We start from the raw sequence: 21,260 nt of genomic DNA, 5'->3' as shown, positions 1-21,260 counted from the left end.
CCCTACGGCCTGCGGGGGTTCTCCACGGCCGCCACCAGGGGCGCCAGCTCCGGATGGCCGGCGGCTTCGTCGAGGGCTTCGCGCAGGGCGGCGTCGTTCGTGGGGCGGGCGGCGGCCAGCAGAGCCAGGCCGGATCCGCTGACGTCGGTGTAGATGCCGCGCCGGTCGGTGTCGCAGATGTAGCGGTTCAGCAGGCCGCGGTCCTCCAGCCTGCTGACCAGCCGGGTCGTCGCGCTCTGGCTGAGCACCACCGAGTCGGCGACCTGGTGCATCCGCAGGTGCCCGCCCGGTCCGTCGTGCTGGCGGCTGAGGACGTCGAGCAGCGAATACTCGCGCACGCTGAGTCCGTGGCCGGCCTGGAGGGCGCGCTCGATGTGCGCCTCGATCCGGCCGTGCAGGAGCGAGAGGGCGCACCAGCCCTGGGAGAGGGCGGTCGGCGTGCTGTCCGTGGCCGTCATGGGCTCCTCCATCGAAGCGTCGGGGCGCGCGGGGCGTGCGGGGCGTGTGGGGCGAGCGTGCGGGCCGCGTGCCCCCAGGATATGCCATCTGCGCAATAGCCCGCGCTTGCATATATCCCGCGTCTGCAATTAATGTGTGCGCATGTAAGCGTCGGAAGCATCCCTGCGCGCAGGTCGCGTCCGCACCCGGCACCACCACCTCCCTGAAGGGCACCTCCCCATGCCTCTCGCGCTCCTCGCCCTCGCCGTCGGGGCCTTCGGGATCGGCACCACCGAATTCGTCATCATGGGCCTGCTCCCCGAGGTCGCTGCGGACTACGGCGTCTCGATCCCCACGGCCGGCTTCCTGGTCACCGGTTACGCCCTCGGCGTCGTTCTCGGTGCCCCCCTCATGACCGTGCTCGGCACCCGCATCCCCCGCAAGCGCATGCTGATGCTGCTCATGGGCCTCTTCGTCGTGGGCAACGTGCTCTCCGCACTCGCCCCCGCCTTCGGGGCCATGCTCACCGGCCGCGTGATCGCGTCGCTCGCCCACGGCGCCTTCTTCGGCATCGGCGCGGTCGTCGCCGCCGAGCTCGTCGCCCCGGCGAAGAAGGCCGGCGCGATCGCCATGATGTTCACCGGCCTGACCGTGGCCAACGTGGTCGGAGTTCCCCTCGGCACCCTCGTCGGGCAGACCCTCGGCTGGCGTGTCACCTTCCTGATCGTCGCCGCGCTCGGCGTCGCCGGACTGCTCGGCATCGCCCGCCTCGTGCCGGAGCTGCCCCGGCTCGGGGGCGAGGTGCGCATCCGCAGCGAACTCGCCGCCTTCCGCAACGTCCAGGTGCTGCTCGCGATGGCCATGACGGTCCTCGGCTTCGGCGGCGTCTTCGCGGCGATCACCTACATCACGCCGATGATGACGGGCGTCGCCGGGTTCGCGGACTCCTCCGTCACCTGGCTCCTGGTCCTCTTCGGCCTCGGCATGGTCGCCGGCAACCTCGTCGGCGGCCGTTACGCCGACCGCGCGCTCATGCCCCTGCTCTACGCGACCCTGGCCGCCCTCGCCGTTACCCTCGCCGTCTTCACCCTGACCGCCCACAGCAAGACCGGAGCCGCCATCACCCTCGCGCTGATCGGCGCCCTCGGTTTCGCGACCGTGCCTCCACTGCAGAAGCGCGTCCTCGACCAGGCCGCCGCCGCGCCCACCCTCGCCTCCGCTGTCAACATCGGTGCCTTCAACCTCGGCAACGCCCTCGCCGCCTGGCTCGGCGGGCTCGTCATCGCCGCCGGCCTCGGCTGGACCGCCCCGAACTGGGTCGGTGCCGCGCTCGCCGCCTCGGCCCTGCTGCTCGCCCTGGTCTCGGGCGCGTTGGAACGCCGTACGGCCGCGCGCACCGCTCCCGCCAGCCGGGTGGTGGCCGTCGCCGAAAGCCGCGCGACGATCGCCGCCGATCCCGCCCGGCAGTGACGGCCGCCCCTGGCCGAAGGCGTGCCCCGCGGGTGTCGCCCGACTCCGCGGGGCCGCCGGAGACGGTGCTGAGAGGCGCGGCGCGCGGCACCGGGTCCGGGCCCAGGCCGGGTCGCGCGCACGTGCTCCGCGTGCCACGTTGGTACGGGGGACACTGGTGCACGATGCGGAAACCGATGAAGCGCAGAAGGGTCCACGTCATCGCGACGGCAGCTGTCGCCGCGGTCGTCGCCCTTGCCCTGCCCGGGTGCACGGCCGCCTCCGACGCGGCGCGGGCCCCCGGCCCGGCGACCCCCGGCACCACCACCCCGGGCCCCGCCGGCACCACCACCCCGGCCGGCGCCCCCACCCCGCCACCGCCCCCGTCGCCCAGCTACGCCCTCTCCACCGCCCCGCGCACCATCCCGGCCGTACGCGACCACGAGCCGGCCCGCGGTCCCGGATGGAAGCCCGCCCCCGAGGCCCGTGTGGTCGTCGCACAGGACGACACGGCCGCGCTCTCCGACGAGGCACGACTGCTCGCCGGGGAACTGGGCATCACCTACGGCGCGTCGGCGGCCCCCCGTTCCGGAGACGTGGAGCTCGCCGTGGAGGGTGCGGGCGGGCCCGAGTCCTACACCCTCACCGTCAAGGACGGCCGCGTGCGCATCAGCGGCCCGGACGAGGCCGGCGTCTTCTACGGCACCCGTACCCTCAAGCAGGCCGTGCGCGCCTCCGGCTCGGCCCCCGAGGGCACCGTGCGCGACGCGCCGGCCAAGCCCCAGCGCGGCCTCAACCTCGACATAGCGCGCAAGCACTTCACGCCCGAGTGGATCAAGGGCCGCCTGCGCGAGATGGCCGACCTCAAACTCAACCAGCTCGGGCTGCACTTCTCCGACGACCAGGCCTTCCGGATCCAGTCCGACAGCCACCCCGAGATCGTTTCCACCCCGCACCTGACCAAGGCGCAGGTACGCGACATCACGGCGCTCGCCTCCCGACTGCACATCACCGTGGTCCCTGAGATCGACTCGCCCGGACACCTCGGCGCCGTGCTGCGCGCCCACCCGGATCTGCAGCTGCGCGACGTGAACGGCCGGGCGGTCAAGGGAGCGGTGGACATATCGAACCCGGCCGCGGCCGCACTTGTCGACGACCTGCTGCGTGAGTACCGGCCGCTCTTCCCCGGCGGGGCTTGGCACCTGGGCGCCGACGAGTACCAGGCGCTCGTCGTCCGCGACCCGCAGGCCTCCTTCCCCCAGCTCGCCCGCGCGGCGCAGCAGCGCTACGGGCCCTCGGCACGCGTGCAGGACCTGGCCACGGGATGGCTGAACGACCGGGCCGACGTGGTCCGCCCCTCGGGCAAGGCCCTCAAGGCGTGGAACGACGGCTTCTTCGCCGGCGGGGTCACCAGTGCCGCCGAGGACATCCAGGTCGAGTACTGGACCGGCAAGGAGATCGGAGCACGACCGCCGCTGGAGTACCTGCGCGAGGGCCGCAAGCTCGTGAACCTCAACGACGAGTACCTGTACTACGTGCTGGGCGAGCCGAACCAGTTCACCTACCCCACCGGCCGGCGCATCTACGAGCAGTGGACCCCTCTGGTCCTGCGCGGCACCGCACCGGTGCCGACCTCTTACGACGGCCAGATACTCGGCGGGCGCCTCGCCGTCTGGGCCGACCTGTCCGGCGCGCAGACCCAGGACCAGGTGGCGGCGGGCATCCGGATGCCGCTGGCCGCGCTGTCCCAGAAGGTGTGGGACGCGCGCACGCCCACGCTGTCCTGGCCCGAGTTCCAGGCCCTGGCCGGCCGGGTCTGACCGCCTGACCGCCTGACCGTCCCCCGCCCGGTGCGCCTGCCGGCCCGCGGCAGGTCATCCCTCCGGGTGCCCGCCGACCCGTCTGCGGCGGCCGGCCCATTCGACGGCCGCGGGCAGGGCCGTGACGACGGTCAGGGTCCAGGCTGCGGCGCAGCCCCACAGCAGCGGCTCGGACACGGTGACCGAAGCGGCGACGAACAGCGCCGCGGTCGCCGCGCCCCACAGAGCCCCCCAGGCGGCACGGCGCCGCCGGCGCCCCGACCGCAGCATCCGGTCGAGGGCCCGGTCGCCCCGCAGTTCTGCCTCGATCGCGGAGAGGGCGCGCTGCTCGCGATCGGAGAGGCCGGCTCCGTCCATCACGACGTACCTCCGTGGGCTGCCGCCGTCGGGCGCGGTCCGCAGCCTCTGGCCTGCGCATACCCGGCCTGACGCACGTCAACCCCCGGAGGCCGCCGCGGTCGCGGTCCGACGTCACCAGATGGAGTCGACCCACTCCGGGTGATCGATGAACGGGTTGCGGTTGTGCTGGTACACGTCGAATATGAGCTGGTTGCGACGCTGCTCGAAGGCGTCCGGCGGGTCCATCCGGTTCCACTGCTTCAGCAGGCTGATCCGGCCGAAGAGCGGGGCGGAGCCGTTGTTGACCCTGTCGTTCATCTCCAGGTCCGCGAAGCCGTCGCCGCCGTCGTAGCGGACGGCCATGTAGAGCAGCATGCGGGCCACGTCGCCCTTGACCGCGTCCCGAGGCTCGAAGGAGTCGGCGTCGGTCAGGCTGCCCGGGGCCTCGCTGACCGGGCTGCCGCCCATGTCGAAGTCCTTGTTCCCGCGGGTGCTGTTGACGCTGACGTCCTCGGGGCGCAGGTGGTGCAGGTCGGTGCCCGGGCCGGTGGCCGTGCCGAAGCCGCCGTGGCTCTTGGCCCAGACGTGCTCGCGGTTCCAGTCGTTGGCGCCACCGCCGTTCGACGACTTCGACTGCGAGCGGCCGGAGTAGAGCAGGATGACATTGTTCGGGTTCGCCGGGTCTTCGTCCGTCGCCTTCAGGGCGTTCCACACCCCGTCGTAGGAGATCCTGGACTGCGTCTTGACGACGTCATGCAGGGCCGCCTTGAGCGCGGCACCGGTCTTGCCCTCGGCGGGCGCGTAGTACGCGTCGTACGCGTCGGCCGCTGCGGGGGCGGTCCCGGGGGCCGGGGGCGCCGCCGCGACCTGCTGGCCGGCGGACGCGGCCGCCGGTACGGCGACCAGGGCCACGGCGGCGAGGCCGGCAGCCCAGGGGGTCAGGCGCGAGATTCTCATTCGGTGGGGGGTACCTCTCCGTACGCACCGTCCCCGCCCGGGGATTCGGCGGGGGATCGGGTGGCGACAGGAGCATCGCATTGTCATGTGCCCATCAGGCAAAAAGCATGTGTCGGGAACGTGGAAGCCGGGGGTGTGCGTCCCGAGGGCCGCGGGCAGGGTAGCGGTGGCCCCGGCGGGGCCGCCCCGACCGCCCACAGCCCTACCTGGAGCAGCCCATGGCAGTGAAGATCCTCATCGTGACCGGCGACGCGGCCGAGTCGCTGGAGGTGCTGTATCCCTACCAGCGTCTGCGCGAGGAGGGGTACGAGGTGCACATCGCGGCGCCGCGTGCGAAGCAACTGCGCTTCGCGGTACACGACTTCGAGGACGGTTACGACACCTACACCGAGAAGCCCGGCTACACCTGGCCGGCCGACCTGGCCTTCGCGGACGTGGTGACGGAGGACTACTCGGCCCTGGTCGTGCCGGGCGGCCGGGCGCCCGAGTACCTGCGCAACGATCCCGAGCTGCGGCGCATCCTGGCCGCCTTCACGGAGGCAGACAAGCCGATCGCGCAGATCTGCCACGGCCCGCTCATCACCGCCGCGGCCGGGGGGCTGGCCGGCCGCCGGGTGACCGCGTATCCCGCGCTGGAACTGGACATGGAGGCCGCCGGGGCCCGGTTCGAGGATTCCGAGACGGTGGTCGACGGCACCCTGGTCTCGGCCAGAGCGTGGCCCGACCACTCGCGCTGGATGAGGGAGTTCCTGACCGTGCTGCGCGGCAAGGCCCCGGTGGCCTGACGCGGGGCCGGGACGCACGGGTGGCCGTGACCCCTTCGGCAAGGGGTCACGGCCACCCGTGCGTCGGGCGTCAGCCGGTGGTGATCGCCGGAGCCGGCTCGTGCTTGTAGTTCGCGCCGAAGTTCTTCTTCACGGCCGCTTCCCAGGAGCCGTCCTGGACCATCTTCTTCAGAGCATCGTTGATCTTGCGCTGAAGCTCCTTCTCGCCCTTCTTGACACCGATGCCGTAGTTCTCGTTGCTGAGGCTCTGGCCCGTCAGCTTGAACTTGCCCTCGTTGCCCTTGCGGGCGGCGTATCCGGCCAGGATCGCGTTGTCCGTGGTCATGGCGTCGACGCGGCCCTCCTGCAGGGCGACGACGCAGTCCGAGTAGCCGCCGAGCTCCAGCAGGGACGCCTTCGGGGCGAGGTTCTTCTTGAGGTTCTCGGCGGAGGTCGAACCCGTCACCGAGCACATCGTCTTGGAGTTGAGGTCCTCGGCTTTGGTGATCGAGGCGTCGTCGGCGCGGGTCAGCAGGTCCTGGTGGGCCACGAAGTACGGGCCCGCGAAATCGACCTTCTCCTTGCGCTTCTCGTTGATCGAATAGCTCGCGACGACGAACTCGACCTCGTTGTACTGGAGCAGCAGCTCACGGTCGTTGCTCAGGACCTGCTTGAACTCGATCTGCTCCGGCTTGTAGCCGAGCTCCTTGGCCACGTAGGTGGCGACATCCACGTCGAACCCGGTGAATGTGCCACCGGTCTCGCGCATGCCAATGCCCGGCTGGTCGAACTTGATGCCGATGGGAAGGATCCCCTGGTCCTCGTCTCCACCACCGCACCCGGATGCGGTCAGGGCGAGGGCGATCACTGCGGCGACCGCGCCGGCCTGGGGAACCTTCATGCTTGCACTCTTTCCTGGGGGGAACGCGGGACGCGTCACCGGGATCGCCGGGCGTGTGGAACCGCGGGAACGTACGACACGTCGGGACACGTGTACGAGGAAGCTAGGAAGCGGGCGGCCGCAGCGTCACTACATTTGAGCAAAACTTGAGGATAACGATCCGGCTTGACCGTCATTGCTTCGGTAAAACCGGCTCTGACCAGCAGAAAGGGGCGAGTGTGGGAACAGGTTCGGTACGGGTGGACGGAAATGCACTGCTTATGGGAGAAGGAGTGCAGATCCGGTTCATACGGACGCTGCGCCTGCCCGAAAGCGGAACGCATGCGCTGCCGCCGGGACTGGGTGAATTCCCGCTGCGCAGGGTCGAGGACCACCCCGACACGGTCCCGCCGGAATGGCTGGCGAAGGGCGGCGTGATGCTGCCCGTGTACCTGCGCGAGGCCATGTGGCTGAGCTTCGGGGGGACCCGGACGCCCGCGGCGCTCCAGGTCGGCGTCGGCAAGGTGTGCGCCGTCTCCGGCGAGCGGTGGAGCGGCCGCCTGGCGCGGACCCCGCAGAACTACACGGTGCTGCCCCGGCAGCCCTGGCTGGACGGGATCAACTCGGGGGACGGCACGGTGCGCCAGTTCGTCGCCGTGCCGCTGGGGCTCGGTGCCACGGTCGAGGGGCAGGTCACCGGTGAGGAGACCACCGGCGGCGTGCAGCTCCAGGTGTTCCCGCTGGGCCCCGAGGCGCTGGCGCGGTGGCGCCGGGCCGAAGCCGCGCGACCGGTACCTCCCCCTGCGCCGGCCCAGGGCGGGGGGCTCTACGGGGCTCCGCCCGGCCCGGCGCCGACGGGCGGCGGCTTCGGCGGACCGGTCCCCGCGCCGATGGCGGCGCCGCCCGCCCCGGCCGGGCCGGGGGCGCCCCGGGGTGCCGGTCCGGGCGGCAGGCCGGGTGCGCCCGCGGCCCCCGCGATGGGGCTCGGCGTCGGCGGCAGTATGCGCCAGGAGGTCTACCGGGACGAGCGCCCGCTGTCCGACTGGGCCGGGGAGCCGTCCGCGCGGGTCTTCGTGCACCTGGTGACCCCGCCCGCGTGGCGCCGCATCACGGGCGAGGATCCCCCGCCCTCGCCGGTCGACCGCGCCGCCTACACCCGGGCCGGGCTGCCGTGGTTCGACTACTACGACGACTCGGCCGCCGATCTGGCGCCGACCGATGTGCTCGGTGGGGTCAAGCCGGTGGGGGAGTGGCTCGGCGACGACCACACCCCGTGGGCCGAGCCCGCCCCCGGCCAGGTCAAGCCGCTCGGCAACGCCCCGAGGCCGGGCAGCCCCGTACAGGACGGCGACTGGTAGCAGGCGGTGGAGGGCGGCCCGGCGGTCGTTCCGGCCGGCCCGACTGGCCGGGAAAGTACGGCCGTTCGGGCCGGGGTGCGGCGCCCGTGGGATCATGCCAGGGCAATGCCAGCAGACGAAGGGGGAGTTCGGTGACCGGTGTACGCAAAGGACTGGCCAAGGTGGAGGTCGCGCTGCGGTGGGACCCCAGCCCCGCCGGCACTCCTGCGAACGACCTGGACATCGTCGCCGCGGTCTACCCGGCGGCCGATCCGCACGGGGCGCCCGTCCAACTCGTGCACTTCGGCAGCCGGTCGCCGGACGGAACCATCACCCTCAACCGGGACAGCCACACCGGCCAGGGCTTCGGCTTCGACGAGGTGATGACCGTCGAACTGCACAGGATGGCGCCGGACAAGGGCCGCGTGGTGATCGGCGTGGTCATCCAGGACACCCGGGTCGGAGCGGGCGGTGGCGCGGGCCGGGCGAAGACCTTCGCCGATGTCGCGGGCACCGGGTTCCGGATCCGCGAGGGCCACACCGACCTCGCCCAGGGTGACTTCGCGGCGGTGCCCGCCGCCACCGCCGCCACCGTCGCCGAGTTCACCCGCGACGCCTCGGGTGCCTGGTCCTTCGCCCTACGGCTGGAGGGCTTCGACGCCGACCCGGAGGAGTTCACCCGGGTCATGGGCGGGGGCCGCTGAGTGCGGCGGAGGAGACCGCCGAGGGTCCGCCCAGAGCGGGCGGTGGCCACTGGGGTGAGTGGCCACCGCCCGGTCCGGGTGGCGCGCTGCCGCCGTCCCCACGAGGCAGCGCGGGCGGGGCGCCGTCCGGTCACCGGGACGGCGCCCCGCCGGTTCAGGGGGCCTGGCCGGCCGCCGGCCGGGCGGGGCGGTCGGGCCCGAGGCCCAGGGACGGGAGCATGACCGCCTCCACGAACCGGATCAGGTAGTCGGCGTCCGCGTACTGCCCTTCCAATACCGGCCGGATGCGGAGCACGCCCATCAGCTGGGCCGGCAGGAACTCCGCGGCGGGATGGCCCGCGGAGATCTCGCCGCGGGCCACGGCCCGCTCCACCATCGCGTCGAAGGCGGCCAGTTCGGGTTCGACCAGGGCCTCGCGCAGGGCGGCCTGGAGCGCCTCGTCGCTGAGGACGGCGTGCCCGAGGGCCTGCGTCAGCCGGGTGTCGCGCCCGGAGGTGCCGGCAGCGATCCGGGCCGCCTCGCGCAGGTCGCCCGCCAGGGTCCCGGTGTCCACCGCGGCGAGGGTGCCCCGCCGTGCGGAGCGCAGGGCGGCGGCCACCAGCTGGGGCTTGGTCTTCCACTGCCGGTAGAGCGTGGACTTGCCGCAGCTGGCCCGGGCGGCGATGCCCTCCATCGTCAGGGCCTCGTAACCGTGCTCGCGCAGCTGCTCCAGGACGGCGTCGTAGAACTCCTGCTCCCGCTCCGGGGTGATCTTGGAGCGGCGTGCGGGGGGCGGCGTCGACGTCATGGGCTGCGGCTCTCCTCGGGGGCGCCTCGGCTGCTGGTTCCGCTGAGAAGTGTACGGGAACGCGACCGTATCGGTACACCGACGTATCGATACGACAATGTATCGATACACTGGCGTGTCGCTGTGCGCGCAACAGGAGGAGAGACCGGGGGATGACCGCCCACACCACGCCTGCCGGGCCGGCAGGCGGACCGAGAGCCGCCCGCCGGCGCCTCATACGCGAGCTGCTGCTCGTCGCCGGCTTCTTCATCGTCTACAAGGCGGGCCGACTGCTCTCGACCGACCGCACCGACGAGGCCTTCCGCAACGCGGACCGGATCTGGGACGCGGAGCGCCTGCTGCACCTGCCCGGCGAGGGCGCGGTGCAGCGGCTACTGCTCCACGGGGACGCCCTCGTGATCACCGCGAACACCTACTACGCGGCCGTCCACTTCCCCGCCACCGCCCTCTTCCTGGTCTGGCTCTACATTCGCCGCCCCGCCCACTACCTGTGGACCCGCCGGGTGCTCGCCGTGCTCACCGGAGCCGCGCTCGTCCTGCACCTCGCCTATCCCCTGGCGCCCCCGCGGATGCTCCCCACGGCGGGGCTCGTCGACACCGGTCAGGTCTACGGGCCCTCCGTCTACCGGGCCGCGCCGGACACCGACACCCTGGCCAACCAGTTCGCCGCGATGCCCTCGCTGCACTTCGGCTGGGCGCTGATGCTCGCGATCGGTGTGATCGTCGCGACCCGGGGGGCGAAGGGCGCGAAGAGCTCGCCCTGGCGGATGCTGTGGCTGCTGCATCCGCTGGTGACCCTGCTGGTGATAGTCGGCACCGCCAACCACTACTGGCTCGACGCGGCCGTGGCCGCCGCTCTCCTCGGGATCGCCCTGCTGGTGGTCCCGCGGCCGCGGGCGGGCGGCCGGGACGACACGGACGCGGGCGCGGGGGCCCGAAGCGGCCAGGACGGCACGGAAGCCGAGGGCGCCGTACGCGCGGGGCCGCGCCGGGAGAGCACCGCCGCGTCCGTGGGAGCGGGAAGGTGAACGACACCGCCCTCGCCGTCGTGCTCTGCCTCGCCTCGGCCGTGGCCTACGCGGCCGGCGCTGTCGCCCAGGAACGGCTGGCCCGCGCCGGCGCCGCGCGCAGCGCGGGGGCGCTGCTGGGCTCCGGAGTCTGGTGGTGGTCGGCCGGACTGAACGCGGCCGCGGCCCTGCTGCACGCGGCGGCACTGCGCTACGGGCCCCTCACCCTGGTGCAGCCGTTCGGCGCGCTCACCCTGGTGGCCGCCGTCCCCATGGGGGCGCGCCGGGCCGGACGCCGGGTGGCGGCCACCGAATGGCGTGGGACCCTCGCCACCGTCGTCGGGCTCGGCCTGCTGCTGCTCCCGGCCTCCGGGCCGGCCCCCGATGACACCCTCACGCTGGCCGAGGCGCTGGTCGTCTCCGGGACGACGACGGCGGTGATCCTGCTCCTGACCGCGGTCAGGGACCCGGGCACGGGCCTGCGGCACGCCACCGCGTCCGGGCTGGCCTCCGCGGTGGCCTCCGCACTGACCCAGACCGTGGCCGTCGCGGGCGGCCGCGGGGGATCGCTGCTGAGCGTCCGGGTCGTCGCCGTGGCGCTGCTGGTCGTGATGTTCGCGGTCGGCGGGATGCTGCTGTCGCAGCGGGCCTACCGGGGCGGCGGGCTCGGCGCCCCGCTCGCCGTGGTGAACCTGGCCAACCCGCTTGCCGCGGCCGCCATCGGTGCGGCCCTGCTCGGCGAACGCCTCCAGGGCGGGCCGGCCGGGCTGGTGCTGGCGGGGGCCGGAGCCCTCGTGGCGGCGCGGGGCGTGGTCCTGCTGACCCGGGCGCCGGCCGCTCCGACGGGCGCCCCACCGACCGGGGTTTCGGCCGCCGCGGCCGAACTGGCCGTACCCGGGGGACGGGTTCCCGTCTGATCCCGGGGGCCGCGCGACGGTGCACGGAAAGGCTCCGTGGAAACGGTGCGCGGAAAGGCTGCGCGGAAAGGCTGCGCGGAAAGGCTGCGCGGAAAGGCTGCGCGGAAAGGCTGCGCGGAAAGGCTGCGCGGAAACGTTTCGCCTCGCGCGGATCCCCGGCGCGTCGCCCTCGGGCCCGCCGGGTTCCGGCCGTTGTCGGGCCTTGCCTTGCCTCGCCACCGCCCCCGCCCCCGCCGGCGAGGCAAGGCCCGGCCCCCTACCCTGTCCGCACGGCGCGACCCAGGAGAACGAGTAGCGAGGAACCGGTACCGACATGAGCGTCACCCCTGTCCCCACCGCAGACCTGTACGACGAGCACGGCGAAGCCCTCGGCATCTGCACCACCGGATTCCGGCAGTTCGGCGGCCGCAGGCTCTTCGCCGGCCCCGTGCGGACGGTCCGCTGCCACGAGGACAACGCCCTGCTGCGCGAACTGCTTCACGCTCCGGGCGGGGGCGCCGTCCTCGTCGTGGACGGAGGCGGCTCGCCGCACACCGCCCTGGTCGGCGACCTCATCGCCGGCGCCGCCGAACGCAACGGCTGGGCAGGCCTGATCATCAACGGCTCAGTCCGCGACAGCGTCGCCCTCGGCGGGCTCGACCTCGGTGTGAAGGCCCTGGGCACCGTCCCCCGCAAGAGCGGCAAGACCGGCGCCGGCGCCGTGGACGAGCCCGTCACCATCGGCGGGGTCACCTTCCGCACCGGGGACACCGTCCACGCGGACGACGACGGAGTGGTCGTCCTGCGCGGCTGACGACCGGAACCGGCCAGGTCCGGCCCTTGGGGCCTGGCCGCCGCCCGGCGCACCGGGTTTCACTGCCGGTCCATGAGACGACACAGGATCACGGGCCTGCTCGGAGCGCTCGCGCTGGCCGCCGGCACCCTGGCCGCCGCGGGTCCCGCGCAGGGGCTGCCACCGGCCGACCCGCCGCCCGCCGAGTTCGGCACCGACTGGCACGACCCCCTCACCGCCGCTCCGCCCGTCACCAAGCCCGCCACCCGGTCCTGCCGGGTGACCCTCGCGCAGGCCCGGTTCCGCGACTTCACCCCCTTCCGCGGCCACTACACGCCCCCCACCGCCTGCGGCGCGGCCGACTGGGCCGCAGTGGTGCTCCGCCTCGACGGCAAGGTCAAGGGCCGCCAGTACGACCGCCTGGGCCACCTCTCCCTGGGCGGTGTGGAGATCCTGCGCACCTCGACGCCCCAGCCCTCGCCCGACGGCATCGCCTGGTCCGTCGAGAAGGACGTCACCCGCTACCGCGACACCCTCGCCCGCCCGCAGCCCGTCGAGATGCTCATCGGCAACGTCGTGAACGACACCTACACCGGCGTCATCGACGTCACGGTGACCCTGACCTTCTACGCGGCCGACGGACGCACCCCCGCACCCGATACCCCCGACCGGGTGCTGCCCCTCATCACGCCGACGATCACCACTCCGCGCAACACCGAACGGTTGCTCGCCGAGGTGTACGCCACCGGCTCCGGCGGCGGCTGCGAGGAGTACTGGTATCTGACCACCCCCGCCGGAACCCCGTACTCCTGCACGGCCGACGGCGGCCCCCACCGCGAGGTCCGCGTCCTCGTCGACGGGCGGCTCGCCGGCATCGCCGCGCCTTTCCCCACCGTCTGGACCGGCGGCTGGTCCAACCCCTTCCTCTGGTACGTCACCCCCGGCCCGCGCGCCTTCGACGTCCAGCCGATCCGCTACGACCTCACGCCCTACGCCGCCCTCCTCAACGACGGCCGCCCGCACCGCATCGAGGTGACCGTCGCGGGGCTGCCCGCCGGGCAGAGCGGCTGGAGCACCCCCACCAACCTGCTGCTCTGGCAGGACGAGGCCCGCCGGGTCGTCACCGGCGCCCTCACCCGGCACGAGGAGAGCGCCCCGACGGGCCACTCCCGCTGGACCCCCGCAGTCCCGGGCGAACTGCACCGGGTGGACACCGAGGGCGGCCACCGGCTGACCACCGCCGGATACCTCAACACCTCCCGCGGCCGGGTGGCCACCACCGTCAGCCGCTCCGTGCACCACACCTCCGCCCACCGCTGGACCGAGGGCGAGAGCCGCGACGCGCTGACCGCGGCCTGGACCGACGACGAGAGCGTGACGCACGGACCGACGACCACCCGGACAGGCCGCACCTACACCATGGACGGCGAGACCACCCTCGGCGCGGGCGACCGCCTGCGCACGGTCCTGACCCTGGGCGACCACGCGGACACCGTCACCCTGCGCGGCGGCCGGACCATCGGGACCTCCCGGCTCGACGACCGGTACACCGGCGACGCCACCTACACCGCGAACGTCCCGCGCGACCAGCGCCACGCGGTCGCCACCACCACCGTCCGACACCGGCTGTACGGGGCGCAGGTGCCCGGCGGGTGCTACGACCGCACGGTGACCGCCGTCCAGGGAACGGTCACGGTGGACCGGCGGCGCTGCTGACCGCGGCGGCACTTACGATGATCCGCCATGGACACGAGTGAGGCCGGCAGACGGCTGATCGACGGGCGCTTCGAACTGGTCGCGCCCCTGGGCAGCGGCGGCATGGGTACCGTCTGGCGGGCGCGCGACATCGCCCTGCACCGAGAAGTGGCTCTCAAGGAGGTGCGCCCGCCGGACCCGGCGACCGCAGCCGCCCAGCCCGGCCTCGCGGAACAGATGCGTGAACGTGCCGTCCGCGAGGCACGCGCCCTCGCCCGCCTCGCCCACCCCCACGTCGTGACGATCCACCACATCGTCGAGCCCGCGGACGGCACGGACGCGCACCCGTGGATCGTCATGGAGATGGTCCGGGGAGGCTCCCTGCACGACCGCCTGGAGTCCGGCCCCATGCCGCCCGCCGAGGTGGCGCGGCTCGGCCTCGACGTGCTGTCCGCGCTGCGCGCCGCGCACGCCGAGGGGATCCTCCACCGTGACGTGAAGCCCGCCAACGTGCTGCTGCGCCCCGACGGGTCGGCCGTGCTGACCGACTTCGGCATCGCCGCGCTGCACGACTCCACCGCGCTCACCGCGACGGGTGTGCTGATCGGCTCCCCGGAGTACATCGCGCCCGAGCGGGTCCGCGGGGAGGAGGGGCTGGCCGCCTCCGACCTGTGGTCGCTCGGCATGCTGCTCTACGTGGCCGCCGAGGGGAGCCACCCGCTGCGCCGGGCCACCAGCCTGGCCACCGTCGTCGCCGTACTCGACGAGCCCATCCCCGCGCCGGTGCGCTCCGGCCCGCTGGGGCCCGTACTGGAACGGCTGCTCGTGCGGGACCCGGCCACGCGCCCCGACGGAGCACAGCTGGAACACCTGCTCCGGGACGCGAGCGCCGCTCTCGATGCGGGCGCCGGCCCCGCGGCCGCCTCCGCGCCGCCCGCCGCCTCCCCGGCCGTGCCCGGCCCGTACGGGCAGTTCGGCCCCTACGCGCCGAACAGCGCCCCGCACACCCCGCCCGTCCCGCCGCCCTACGGTTCCGGAGGCTCTCCCTACGCGGCTCCGACCGCACCGCTACCGGTGGCATCATCCGCGCGCAGGCGTCCGGCCCTCATCGGCGCCGTGGTCACCGCGGTCCTGGCGGCAGCGATCGCCGGCATCGTCCAGCTGCTGCCCGACGGCAATTCCGGCGACGACGAGGCGACGGGCGGTGCCGCGACGCGCGCGGCCGGCGCCTCCGCCGCGCCGTCCGGGCGGAACGCCGTCTCGGCCCCCACGCCCGGAGCGAGCGCGCAGACGGCGGACGCGCCCCGGGGCAGCATGATGACGCCGGGGAACATCCGCACCGCCCTGGAGGCGTTCAAGAAGGCGACGGGGACGACCACCTTCGTCGACATGACGCTCTACGACGGCTACATCCTGGCCTCCATCCCCACCGCGGCCGGAGCCGAGACCGTCGACTCCTGGCAGTACCGGGACGGCGTCGCCTCGCGCACCGGACCGGACGGCACAGTCGAGGAGGGCGAGCCGTTGATCGACATGGCCACGGTCAACTGGGACGCGCTGCCCGGCATGCTGGAGCAATCCCAGAAGGACCTGAAGGTCGAGAAGCCGACCTCGCGCCACGTCATCGTCGACCCCTGGATGATGGACCAGGTCCCCTCGATCCGCACCTACCTCAGCGACGAGTACGGCCGTGGCGGCTATGTCCTGTGGAAGACCGACGGCAGCCTGAGGAAGGTCACCGCCACCTGACCGGCCCGGGCCCGCACCGGGCCGCACGGCTCCGCAGCCGAACGAGGGCGCGTCCGCGCGCCCGCACTTCCCTCCACGCGCACACCGAGGAGCCTCACCACCATGCCCAGCTGGCGCACCACCCTCACGGCGGCCGGGATATCCGGCCCCCCGCTGCGGGACGACTACACCCACGCCGCCCGCCGGGTGCTCCGCCGCGAACCCGCGCCGTACCTGGCGCTGCGACTGCTCGCCGCGCCGCCGCTGGTACCGGCCCTCGCCGCCGGTCTCGCCTTCATGAACCTCGTCGACGACGTGGCCGAGACCGGCACCCCACAGCAACGGGCCTCCGCCCTCGCCGCGCTGACCGCACGGGTCGAGGCCGCGCTGGAATCCGGGGACAGCCCCGATCCCGTGCTGCGGGCCTACGCCCATGCCGTGCACTCCCGGGGGCTGCCCGGGCACTGGGTGTCCCGCTTCCTGGCGGGCGCCGCCACCGCGGAGGCGGCCTTCGACGGCTTCGCCGACGAAGCGGATTTCCAGCATTACCTCGACGCGTACGCCTGGCCCGGGGTCCTCGTCTTCACCGGCCTGCAGTACCAGGGCGGCCCGGATCCCGAACAGGCCGCAGGCTGGCGCCGGTTCGTCGACGCGGCCCAGCGCGTCGACTTCCTCGCCGACCTCCACGGCGACCTGGCCGACGGCCGGCTCTGCCTCCCGCGCGCCCGCCTCGACGAGCATTCTGTGACCCGGGCCGATCTGGAGGCGGCACGTGACACCCCTGCCGTACGGGCCCTCCTCGCCGCCGAGACCCGGCGCGCCCGGACGGCCCTCGACGCGACCCACGGCATCCTCGACCTCGCCGAGCCGGGACTCCGCCCCGTCATCGTCACCATGGTGGACCTGATGGCCCACCAGCTGGCCGCCGTCGAGCGGGCCGGTGCCGGCGCGCTGCGCCGCGACGTGGGCTACGGCCTCACCGCGCCCCTGCGGATCCTCCTGCGTGCCGCGGCCGGCGGCCGGGGCCCCGCCCGCACCGGCAGCCGCTAGTAGGCGCCGTTGACGTTGTCGATGGAGCCGTAGCGGGCGGCCGCGTAGTTGCAGGCCGCGGTGATGTTGGCGACCGGGTCGTAGGAGTCCAGCGAAGTGCCGGGCACGTGGTAGGCCTTGAAGGTCGGGTCGATGACCTGGAGCAGTCCCTTGGAGGGAATTCCGTTCCGGGCGTTGATGTCCCACAGGTTGATCGCCCTGGGGTTGCCCGAGGACTCCCGCATCACATTGCGGTGAATTCCGTTGTAGCTGCCGGGGATTCCGTGCTTGGCCATCACGTCGAGGGATTCGCGGATCCACCCGTCGAGATTGTTCGGGTAGGAGGCTGCCGGCTTGGCGGCGGTCTTGGACGCGGCGGTGGCGGCCGTGGCGGTCTTCGCCTGGGAGACGATCTTCAGCTTGATTCCGGGTCGGATGACCGAAGGGTTGTCGCCGACCACCGCACGGTTCGCCTCGTAGAGCTGCTTCCATCCGCCGCTGAGGGAGTGGTCCGCGGCGATCTCCGAAAGGGTGTCGCCGGCGACCACGGAATACGTGGTGGGAGGGGTCGCCGCCACGTTCACCGCGGTGGCCGCGGTGACGCTGGTCACCGCCGCTGCCGGCGCGCTCGTCCCGACCGCTCCTGCGGTCGTCGCGCTGATCAGCGGGAGCGTGAGGGCCGCGCCACCTGTGCCGGCGAGGGCCAGCTTACGGGTGATCGGGTTCTGCTTCGGCCGACGGCGCTTACCCTTTGCAGGCATGGCGGAATTCCTCACGTGGGGGGACGGGAGATCCGGATGGCGGGGCCGTACGGGGCCGCCCGTCACCTGGAGTGAGGTGACCGTAGGTGAGCCCGCCGGGCGGGAACAAGCCCCGAATTCCACCCATAGATCGACATCCCGCTATCCGCACCGGAAATGACCTTGTGGGCATCTCGACGGAAAGGCCGATTCCCTTTCCGGGAAAAGGGAATCGGCCTCTCGGGGGAAATGATGTTGACGTGTCCCGCGTGACTGACATCACCAGCTGGACCGCCGCGGGTCAATAGGGGTAAGTCCGGTACCTGGTGGGCTTATTCGGGCGACTCGCGCGTAGAGGTCAAAACGCCCATCCGGCACTCTTTCCGGCGCCGATTTCCCCCTCCCGGAGCTGACTTCCCTTCGCGGCGCCGATGGCCCCCGCGCTCCCCTCGGGAGAGGGTGCGTCCAGCCCCGCCGGCCGCTCCGGCCCCGCCAGCCCTGCCGGCCGCTCCGGCCCCGCCAGCCCTGCCGGCCGCTCCGGCCCCGCCGGCCGCTCCAGCCGCTCCAGCCGCTCCAGGGCGGATGCCACCGCCGCATCCGAGGCCGGGAGCAGAGGGAGCCGCACGGCGGCGGCCGGGATGCGGCCCTGGGCGTGGAGCACGCCCTTGACGACGGCCGGATTGGGCTCGGCGAAGAGCGCCGCCGACAGCCCGGCCAGTGCGTGCCCCAGTGCCCGGGCATGGACCGCGTTCCCCGCCCGCCAGGCCTCGGCCAGCTCCGCGAACCGCTCCGTCGCGAGGTGGGCCGAGGCCAGGATCCCGCCCGACGCGCCCATGGCGAGCATCGGTGACACGTACAGGTCGTCCCCGGCCAGCACCTGGAAGCCGGCCGGCCGGTCGCCGAGCAGTTCCACCGCGTCCTGGTCGATGCTGCCGGTGGAGTACTTCACCCCGGCGATCCCGGGCAGCGAACCGAGGGCCCGCAGCGCGGCGGCGTCCAGCGGCTGCCCCGTGCGGTGCGGGATGTGATAGACGACCAGCGGTACGGGACTCACCCTGGCCAGCCGCCCGAAGTGCGCCAACACTCCGGCCGGCGAAGGCCGCACGAAGGACGGGACGGTGACGAGAGCCGCCCCCGCGCGTGGCCACCGAGCCAGACCCGCCAGCGAGGCCTCCGCGGCCCGGGTGCCGACCGCCCCCGCCCCCACGGTCAGCAGGGCCCCGCGCTCCCGGCACACCCGGGCGCACACACCGGTCACGCGTTCGCGCTCCGCCTCGTCGAGGCAGGCCGCCTCCCCGGTCGTACCGAGGGCGACGATCCCGGTGGCGCCCCCGTCGAGCACCGCGTGAGCGAGCCCCTCCAGGGCCTCGGCGGCGATCTCCCCGGTGAGGGTGAAGGGAGTGACGAGCGGTACGTGGATCCCGTGGAGCGGGACCGCTGCGGTGTTCCCTGACGTGTTCCGGGACGCGTTCTGTGAGGTGTCCTGTGAGGTGTTCTGTGTCATGCGCACGAGCCTCACCGCCCGTGAGCATCGAATCCAGTTCACGTTTCTTACTCCCTGCGTAAGCTGAGCCGATGCTCGATGTACGGCGCCTGCGCCTGCTGCGCGAACTCGCCTGCCGCGGCACGATCGCCGCTGTGGCCGAGGCCCTCTGCTTCAGCCCTTCGGCGGTGTCCCAGCAGCTCGGCGTGCTGGAACGGGAGGCCGGCCTGCCCCTGCTGGAGCGCACCGGCCGGCGGGTGCGGCTCACCCCGGCCGGGCAGAACCTGGTGCGGCACGCCGAGGCGGTCCTGGAGCGGCTGGAGCAGGCGGACGCCGACCTCGCCGAGGCCCGCGGGGGCCTCGCCGGCGCCCTGCGGATCGGTGCCTTCCCCACCGCGACCCGCGCGATCGTCCCGGCTGCCCTGATGACCCTCGCCCGTCGCCACCCGGGGCTCGAACCCATGCTCTGCGAGACCGACCCGGCGGCGGTCGCCCATGCCCTGCGGGCCGGGGACCTGGACGTCGCACTGGTCCACGCGTACGACTTCGTACCCGCCGAGCGGGAGCCGGGGCTGGACACCGAGCCCCTGTACGGCGAGGCGATGTACCTGGCCGAGCCGACCGGCGGGAGTCCCGGGGCGGCCGGGGGGTCGGGCCCGCCGGGCGGCCGGGCGGCCGCCGGGGACCTCCCGCAGCCGCCCCCGGCGCCCGACCAGGGCGCGGCCCTGCGTACGCACGCCAGGTCCCCCTGGATCACCGCCACGGACGGCACCCTCTGCCACACCATGACGACACGGGCCTGCCAGGCGGCCGGGTTCACCCCCCGGGTGCGCCACCAGGTCGACGACTTCGCGACCGTGCTCGCGCTGGTCGCGGCGGGCCAGGGCGTGGCGGTCGTACCCCAGCTCGGGGTGGCGGGCCGCCCCGACCCGGCGGTGCGCCTCACCCGGCTGGTGATGCAGCGGCGCACCGGCCTCGCCTTCCGCAGCGGGGCCGCCGCCCACCCCGCCGTGGCCGCCTTCGGCGCCGCAGTTCGCGCCGCCCTACCACCGGATCTAGCCGGGTCGCGCGCCGAAGCGTGACACAACTCCCTTACCGGGTGCCGTCCGTGTACGTTCGTTGATCCATACCGAACCGATCAGAGCGGGGTACGACGTGACACATCGAGTACGAGGGGTCATCGCCCGGAGCAAGGGCGCACCGGTGGAGACGACGACGATCCTCGTGCCCGACCCGGGACCGGGGGAGGCGCTCGTCCGGGTGCAGGCCTGCGGGGTCTGCCACACCGACCTGCACTACCGCGAAGGCGGGATCAACGACGAGTTCCCCTTCCTGCTCGGCCACGAGGCCGCCGGAATCGTCGAGTCGGTCGGGCCGGACGTCACCTCCGTGGCGCCGGGCGACTTCGTCGTCCTCAACTGGCGAGCGGTGTGCGGGACCTGCCGGGCCTGCAAACGCGGGCGCCCCTGGTACTGCTTCGCCACGCACAACGCCACCCAGCCCATGACACTGGAGGACGGCACCCCGCTCTCCCCGGCCCTCGGGATCGGCGCCTTCGCCGAGAAGACCCTGGTCGCGGCCGGTCAGTGCACCAAGGTGGACCCGGCCGCGTCCCCCGCCGCAGCCGGACTCCTCGGCTGCGGCGTGATGGCCGGCCTCGGCGCCGCCCTCAACACCGGGAACGTCGGGCGCGGCGACTCCGTCGCCGTCATCGGCTGCGGGGGAGTGGGCAACGCGGCCGTGGCCGGCGCCAGGCTCGCGGGCGCCTCGCGGATCATCGCGGTGGACCTGGACGACCGGAAGCTGGAATGGGCCCGCGGCCTCGGCGCCACACACACCGTCAACGGCCGCACCGAGGACGTCGTGAAGGCGGTCCAGGCTTTGACCGGCGGCAACGGAGCCGACGTCGTCATCGACGCCGTCGGCCGTCCCGAGACCTACCAGCAGGCCTTCTACGCCCGCGACCTGGCCGGGACGGTGGTCCTGGTCGGCGTGCCCACCCCGGAGATGAAGCTCGAACTCCCCCTCCTGGACGTCTTCGGCCGCGGCGGCGCCCTGAAGTCCTCCTGGTACGGCGACTGCCTGCCCGAGCGGGATTTCCCCCTGCTGATCGACCTCTACCTGCAGGGGCGGCTCGACCTGGACGCCTTCGTCTCCGAAACCATCCCGCTCGACGGGGTCGAGGACGCCTTCACCCGGATGGAGCGCGGCGAGGTGCTCCGCTCGGTCGTCGAGTTCTGACCCGTCCAGGCAGCTGCGGCTCCGGAGGCCCGGCCACCGCCTTCCGCGCACCCCGGTCGCCTTCCGCGCACCCGCGGAAGGCGACCGGGGCAGGGGATCGCGTCCAGCCCCTGTCCCGGACACCCCGCAGCCGGTGTCGTGCCGGTCGGCCCGACCGGCACGACACCCTCGGG

Annotated in this window: 20 protein-coding genes; 13 read left to right on the top strand and 7 right to left on the bottom strand. The window is 73.4% G+C overall.

Going from position 1 to position 21,260, the window contains the following annotated elements:
- Positions 1–2: 2 nt before the first annotated feature.
- Complete coding sequence (locus AW27_RS01750) at positions 3–458, bottom strand: MarR family winged helix-turn-helix transcriptional regulator (RefSeq protein WP_037917159.1); 456 nt, start codon at positions 456–458, stop codon at positions 3–5.
- Between the two features lie 220 nt (positions 459–678).
- On the opposite strand from AW27_RS01750, the gene AW27_RS01745 reads away from it, so the two are divergent.
- Positions 679–1,908, top strand: coding sequence for an MFS transporter (locus AW27_RS01745; protein WP_037917161.1), 1,230 nt, complete (start codon positions 679–681; stop codon positions 1,906–1,908).
- Positions 1,909–2,084: 176 nt separating this feature from the next.
- Positions 2,085–3,707: a beta-N-acetylhexosaminidase gene (locus AW27_RS01740; RefSeq protein ID WP_078555943.1), complete on the top strand. Its 1,623-nt coding sequence runs from the start codon at positions 2,085–2,087 to the stop codon at positions 3,705–3,707.
- Positions 3,708–3,761: 54 nt separating this feature from the next.
- Here AW27_RS01740 and AW27_RS01735 read toward each other — a convergent pair whose 3' ends face one another.
- Positions 3,762–4,064 carry a DUF3040 domain-containing protein gene (locus tag AW27_RS01735; RefSeq protein ID WP_037917164.1) on the bottom strand — a complete coding sequence of 101 codons (303 nt, stop codon included), beginning with the start codon at positions 4,062–4,064 and terminating at the stop codon, positions 3,762–3,764.
- A 114-nt stretch (positions 4,065–4,178) separates the two neighbouring features.
- Positions 4,179–5,003 carry an endonuclease I family protein gene (locus AW27_RS01730; RefSeq protein ID WP_037917166.1) on the bottom strand — a complete coding sequence of 275 codons (825 nt, stop codon included), beginning with the start codon at positions 5,001–5,003 and terminating at the stop codon, positions 4,179–4,181.
- A 218-nt stretch (positions 5,004–5,221) separates the two neighbouring features.
- Between AW27_RS01730 and AW27_RS01725 the strand changes: the two genes are divergently transcribed.
- Complete coding sequence (locus AW27_RS01725; RefSeq protein WP_037917168.1) at positions 5,222–5,788, top strand: DJ-1/PfpI family protein; 567 nt, start codon at positions 5,222–5,224, stop codon at positions 5,786–5,788.
- A 70-nt stretch (positions 5,789–5,858) separates the two neighbouring features.
- Here the strand turns inward: AW27_RS01725 and AW27_RS01720 are convergent, their stop codons facing one another.
- Positions 5,859–6,668, bottom strand: coding sequence for a glutamate ABC transporter substrate-binding protein (locus AW27_RS01720; RefSeq protein WP_037917170.1), 810 nt, complete (start codon positions 6,666–6,668; stop codon positions 5,859–5,861).
- Between the two features lie 260 nt (positions 6,669–6,928).
- Between AW27_RS01720 and AW27_RS01715 the strand changes: the two genes are divergently transcribed.
- Together AW27_RS01715 and AW27_RS01710 are read left to right on the top strand one after the other, a co-directional pair.
- A complete protein-coding gene (locus AW27_RS01715; RefSeq protein WP_370466452.1) occupies positions 6,929–8,005 on the top strand; it encodes a hypothetical protein in 1,077 nt (358 codons plus the stop codon).
- Positions 8,006–8,136: 131 nt separating this feature from the next.
- Positions 8,137–8,688 (top strand): TerD family protein, encoded by a 552-nt coding sequence (locus AW27_RS01710; RefSeq protein ID WP_052030137.1) that lies wholly within the window; start codon positions 8,137–8,139, stop codon positions 8,686–8,688.
- Positions 8,689–8,842: 154 nt separating this feature from the next.
- Here the strand turns inward: AW27_RS01710 and AW27_RS01705 are convergent, their stop codons facing one another.
- Positions 8,843–9,475: a TetR/AcrR family transcriptional regulator gene (locus AW27_RS01705; protein ID WP_037917177.1), complete on the bottom strand. Its 633-nt coding sequence runs from the start codon at positions 9,473–9,475 to the stop codon at positions 8,843–8,845.
- A 152-nt stretch (positions 9,476–9,627) separates the two neighbouring features.
- On the opposite strand from AW27_RS01705, the gene AW27_RS01700 reads away from it, so the two are divergent.
- The 6 genes from AW27_RS01700 to AW27_RS01675 all read left to right on the top strand — a co-directional run bounded on the left by AW27_RS01700 (position 9,628) and on the right by AW27_RS01675 (position 16,644).
- Positions 9,628–10,503 carry a phosphatase PAP2 family protein gene (locus AW27_RS01700; RefSeq protein ID WP_037917179.1) on the top strand — a complete coding sequence of 292 codons (876 nt, stop codon included), beginning with the start codon at positions 9,628–9,630 and terminating at the stop codon, positions 10,501–10,503.
- Positions 10,500–11,399 carry a DMT family transporter gene (locus AW27_RS01695; RefSeq protein ID WP_172671263.1) on the top strand — a complete coding sequence of 300 codons (900 nt, stop codon included), beginning with the start codon at positions 10,500–10,502 and terminating at the stop codon, positions 11,397–11,399. Before AW27_RS01700 ends, AW27_RS01695 begins: the two co-directional genes overlap by 4 nt.
- A 313-nt stretch (positions 11,400–11,712) precedes the next feature.
- A complete protein-coding gene (gene rraA / locus AW27_RS01690) occupies positions 11,713–12,192 on the top strand; it encodes a ribonuclease E activity regulator RraA (RefSeq protein WP_037917181.1) in 480 nt (159 codons plus the stop codon).
- 72 nt (positions 12,193–12,264) lie between these two features.
- Complete coding sequence (locus AW27_RS01685) at positions 12,265–13,887, top strand: peptide-N4-asparagine amidase (RefSeq protein WP_037917183.1); 1,623 nt, start codon at positions 12,265–12,267, stop codon at positions 13,885–13,887.
- 27 nt (positions 13,888–13,914) lie between these two features.
- Positions 13,915–15,615: a serine/threonine-protein kinase gene (locus AW27_RS01680; protein ID WP_037917185.1), complete on the top strand. Its 1,701-nt coding sequence runs from the start codon at positions 13,915–13,917 to the stop codon at positions 15,613–15,615.
- A 102-nt stretch (positions 15,616–15,717) separates the two neighbouring features.
- Positions 15,718–16,644: a phytoene/squalene synthase family protein gene (locus AW27_RS01675; RefSeq protein WP_052030138.1), complete on the top strand. Its 927-nt coding sequence runs from the start codon at positions 15,718–15,720 to the stop codon at positions 16,642–16,644.
- On the opposite strand, the gene AW27_RS01670 is transcribed toward AW27_RS01675, so the two are convergent.
- Complete coding sequence (locus AW27_RS01670) at positions 16,641–17,384, bottom strand: transglycosylase SLT domain-containing protein (RefSeq protein WP_037917187.1); 744 nt, start codon at positions 17,382–17,384, stop codon at positions 16,641–16,643. The genes AW27_RS01675 and AW27_RS01670 overlap by 4 nt on opposite strands.
- A 337-nt stretch (positions 17,385–17,721) precedes the next feature.
- Positions 17,722–18,867: a dihydrodipicolinate synthase family protein gene (locus tag AW27_RS01665; protein ID WP_078555946.1), complete on the bottom strand. Its 1,146-nt coding sequence runs from the start codon at positions 18,865–18,867 to the stop codon at positions 17,722–17,724.
- 71 nt (positions 18,868–18,938) lie between these two features.
- On the opposite strand from AW27_RS01665, the gene AW27_RS01660 reads away from it, so the two are divergent.
- Entirely contained in the window at positions 18,939–19,928 is a 990-nt protein-coding gene (locus AW27_RS01660) for a LysR substrate-binding domain-containing protein (RefSeq protein WP_037917188.1), read from the top strand.
- A gap of 73 nt (positions 19,929–20,001) precedes the next feature.
- Complete coding sequence (locus AW27_RS01655; RefSeq protein WP_037917190.1) at positions 20,002–21,087, top strand: S-(hydroxymethyl)mycothiol dehydrogenase; 1,086 nt, start codon at positions 20,002–20,004, stop codon at positions 21,085–21,087.
- Positions 21,088–21,260 lie beyond the last annotated feature (173 nt).

The sequence above is a fragment of the Streptomyces sp. PCS3-D2 genome, assembly GCF_000612545.2.
Taxonomy (GTDB): Bacteria; Actinomycetota; Actinomycetes; order Streptomycetales; family Streptomycetaceae; genus Streptomyces.
This window is presented reverse-complemented; position numbering and strand designations above follow the sequence as displayed.

Coding starts and splice junctions, on each gene's coding strand:
- AW27_RS01750 (WP_037917159.1), bottom strand. CDS start 458: ATGACGGCCACGGACAGCACGCCGACCGCCCTCTCCCAGGGCTGGTGC.
- AW27_RS01745 (WP_037917161.1), top strand. CDS start 679: ATGCCTCTCGCGCTCCTCGCCCTCGCCGTCGGGGCCTTCGGGATCGGC.
- AW27_RS01740 (WP_078555943.1), top strand. CDS start 2,085: ATGAAGCGCAGAAGGGTCCACGTCATCGCGACGGCAGCTGTCGCCGCG.
- AW27_RS01735 (WP_037917164.1), bottom strand. CDS start 4,064: ATGGACGGAGCCGGCCTCTCCGATCGCGAGCAGCGCGCCCTCTCCGCG.
- AW27_RS01730 (WP_037917166.1), bottom strand. CDS start 5,003: ATGAGAATCTCGCGCCTGACCCCCTGGGCTGCCGGCCTCGCCGCCGTG.
- AW27_RS01725 (WP_037917168.1), top strand. CDS start 5,222: ATGGCAGTGAAGATCCTCATCGTGACCGGCGACGCGGCCGAGTCGCTG.
- AW27_RS01720 (WP_037917170.1), bottom strand. CDS start 6,668: ATGAAGGTTCCCCAGGCCGGCGCGGTCGCCGCAGTGATCGCCCTCGCC.
- AW27_RS01715 (WP_370466452.1), top strand. CDS start 6,929: ATGGGAGAAGGAGTGCAGATCCGGTTCATACGGACGCTGCGCCTGCCC.
- AW27_RS01705 (WP_037917177.1), bottom strand. CDS start 9,475: ATGACGTCGACGCCGCCCCCCGCACGCCGCTCCAAGATCACCCCGGAG.
- AW27_RS01700 (WP_037917179.1), top strand. CDS start 9,628: ATGACCGCCCACACCACGCCTGCCGGGCCGGCAGGCGGACCGAGAGCC.
- rraA (WP_037917181.1), top strand. CDS start 11,713: ATGAGCGTCACCCCTGTCCCCACCGCAGACCTGTACGACGAGCACGGC.
- AW27_RS01685 (WP_037917183.1), top strand. CDS start 12,265: ATGAGACGACACAGGATCACGGGCCTGCTCGGAGCGCTCGCGCTGGCC.
- AW27_RS01680 (WP_037917185.1), top strand. CDS start 13,915: ATGGACACGAGTGAGGCCGGCAGACGGCTGATCGACGGGCGCTTCGAA.
- AW27_RS01675 (WP_052030138.1), top strand. CDS start 15,718: ATGCCCAGCTGGCGCACCACCCTCACGGCGGCCGGGATATCCGGCCCC.
- AW27_RS01670 (WP_037917187.1), bottom strand. CDS start 17,384: ATGCCTGCAAAGGGTAAGCGCCGTCGGCCGAAGCAGAACCCGATCACC.
- AW27_RS01665 (WP_078555946.1), bottom strand. CDS start 18,867: ATGACACAGAACACCTCACAGGACACCTCACAGAACGCGTCCCGGAAC.
- AW27_RS01660 (WP_037917188.1), top strand. CDS start 18,939: ATGCTCGATGTACGGCGCCTGCGCCTGCTGCGCGAACTCGCCTGCCGC.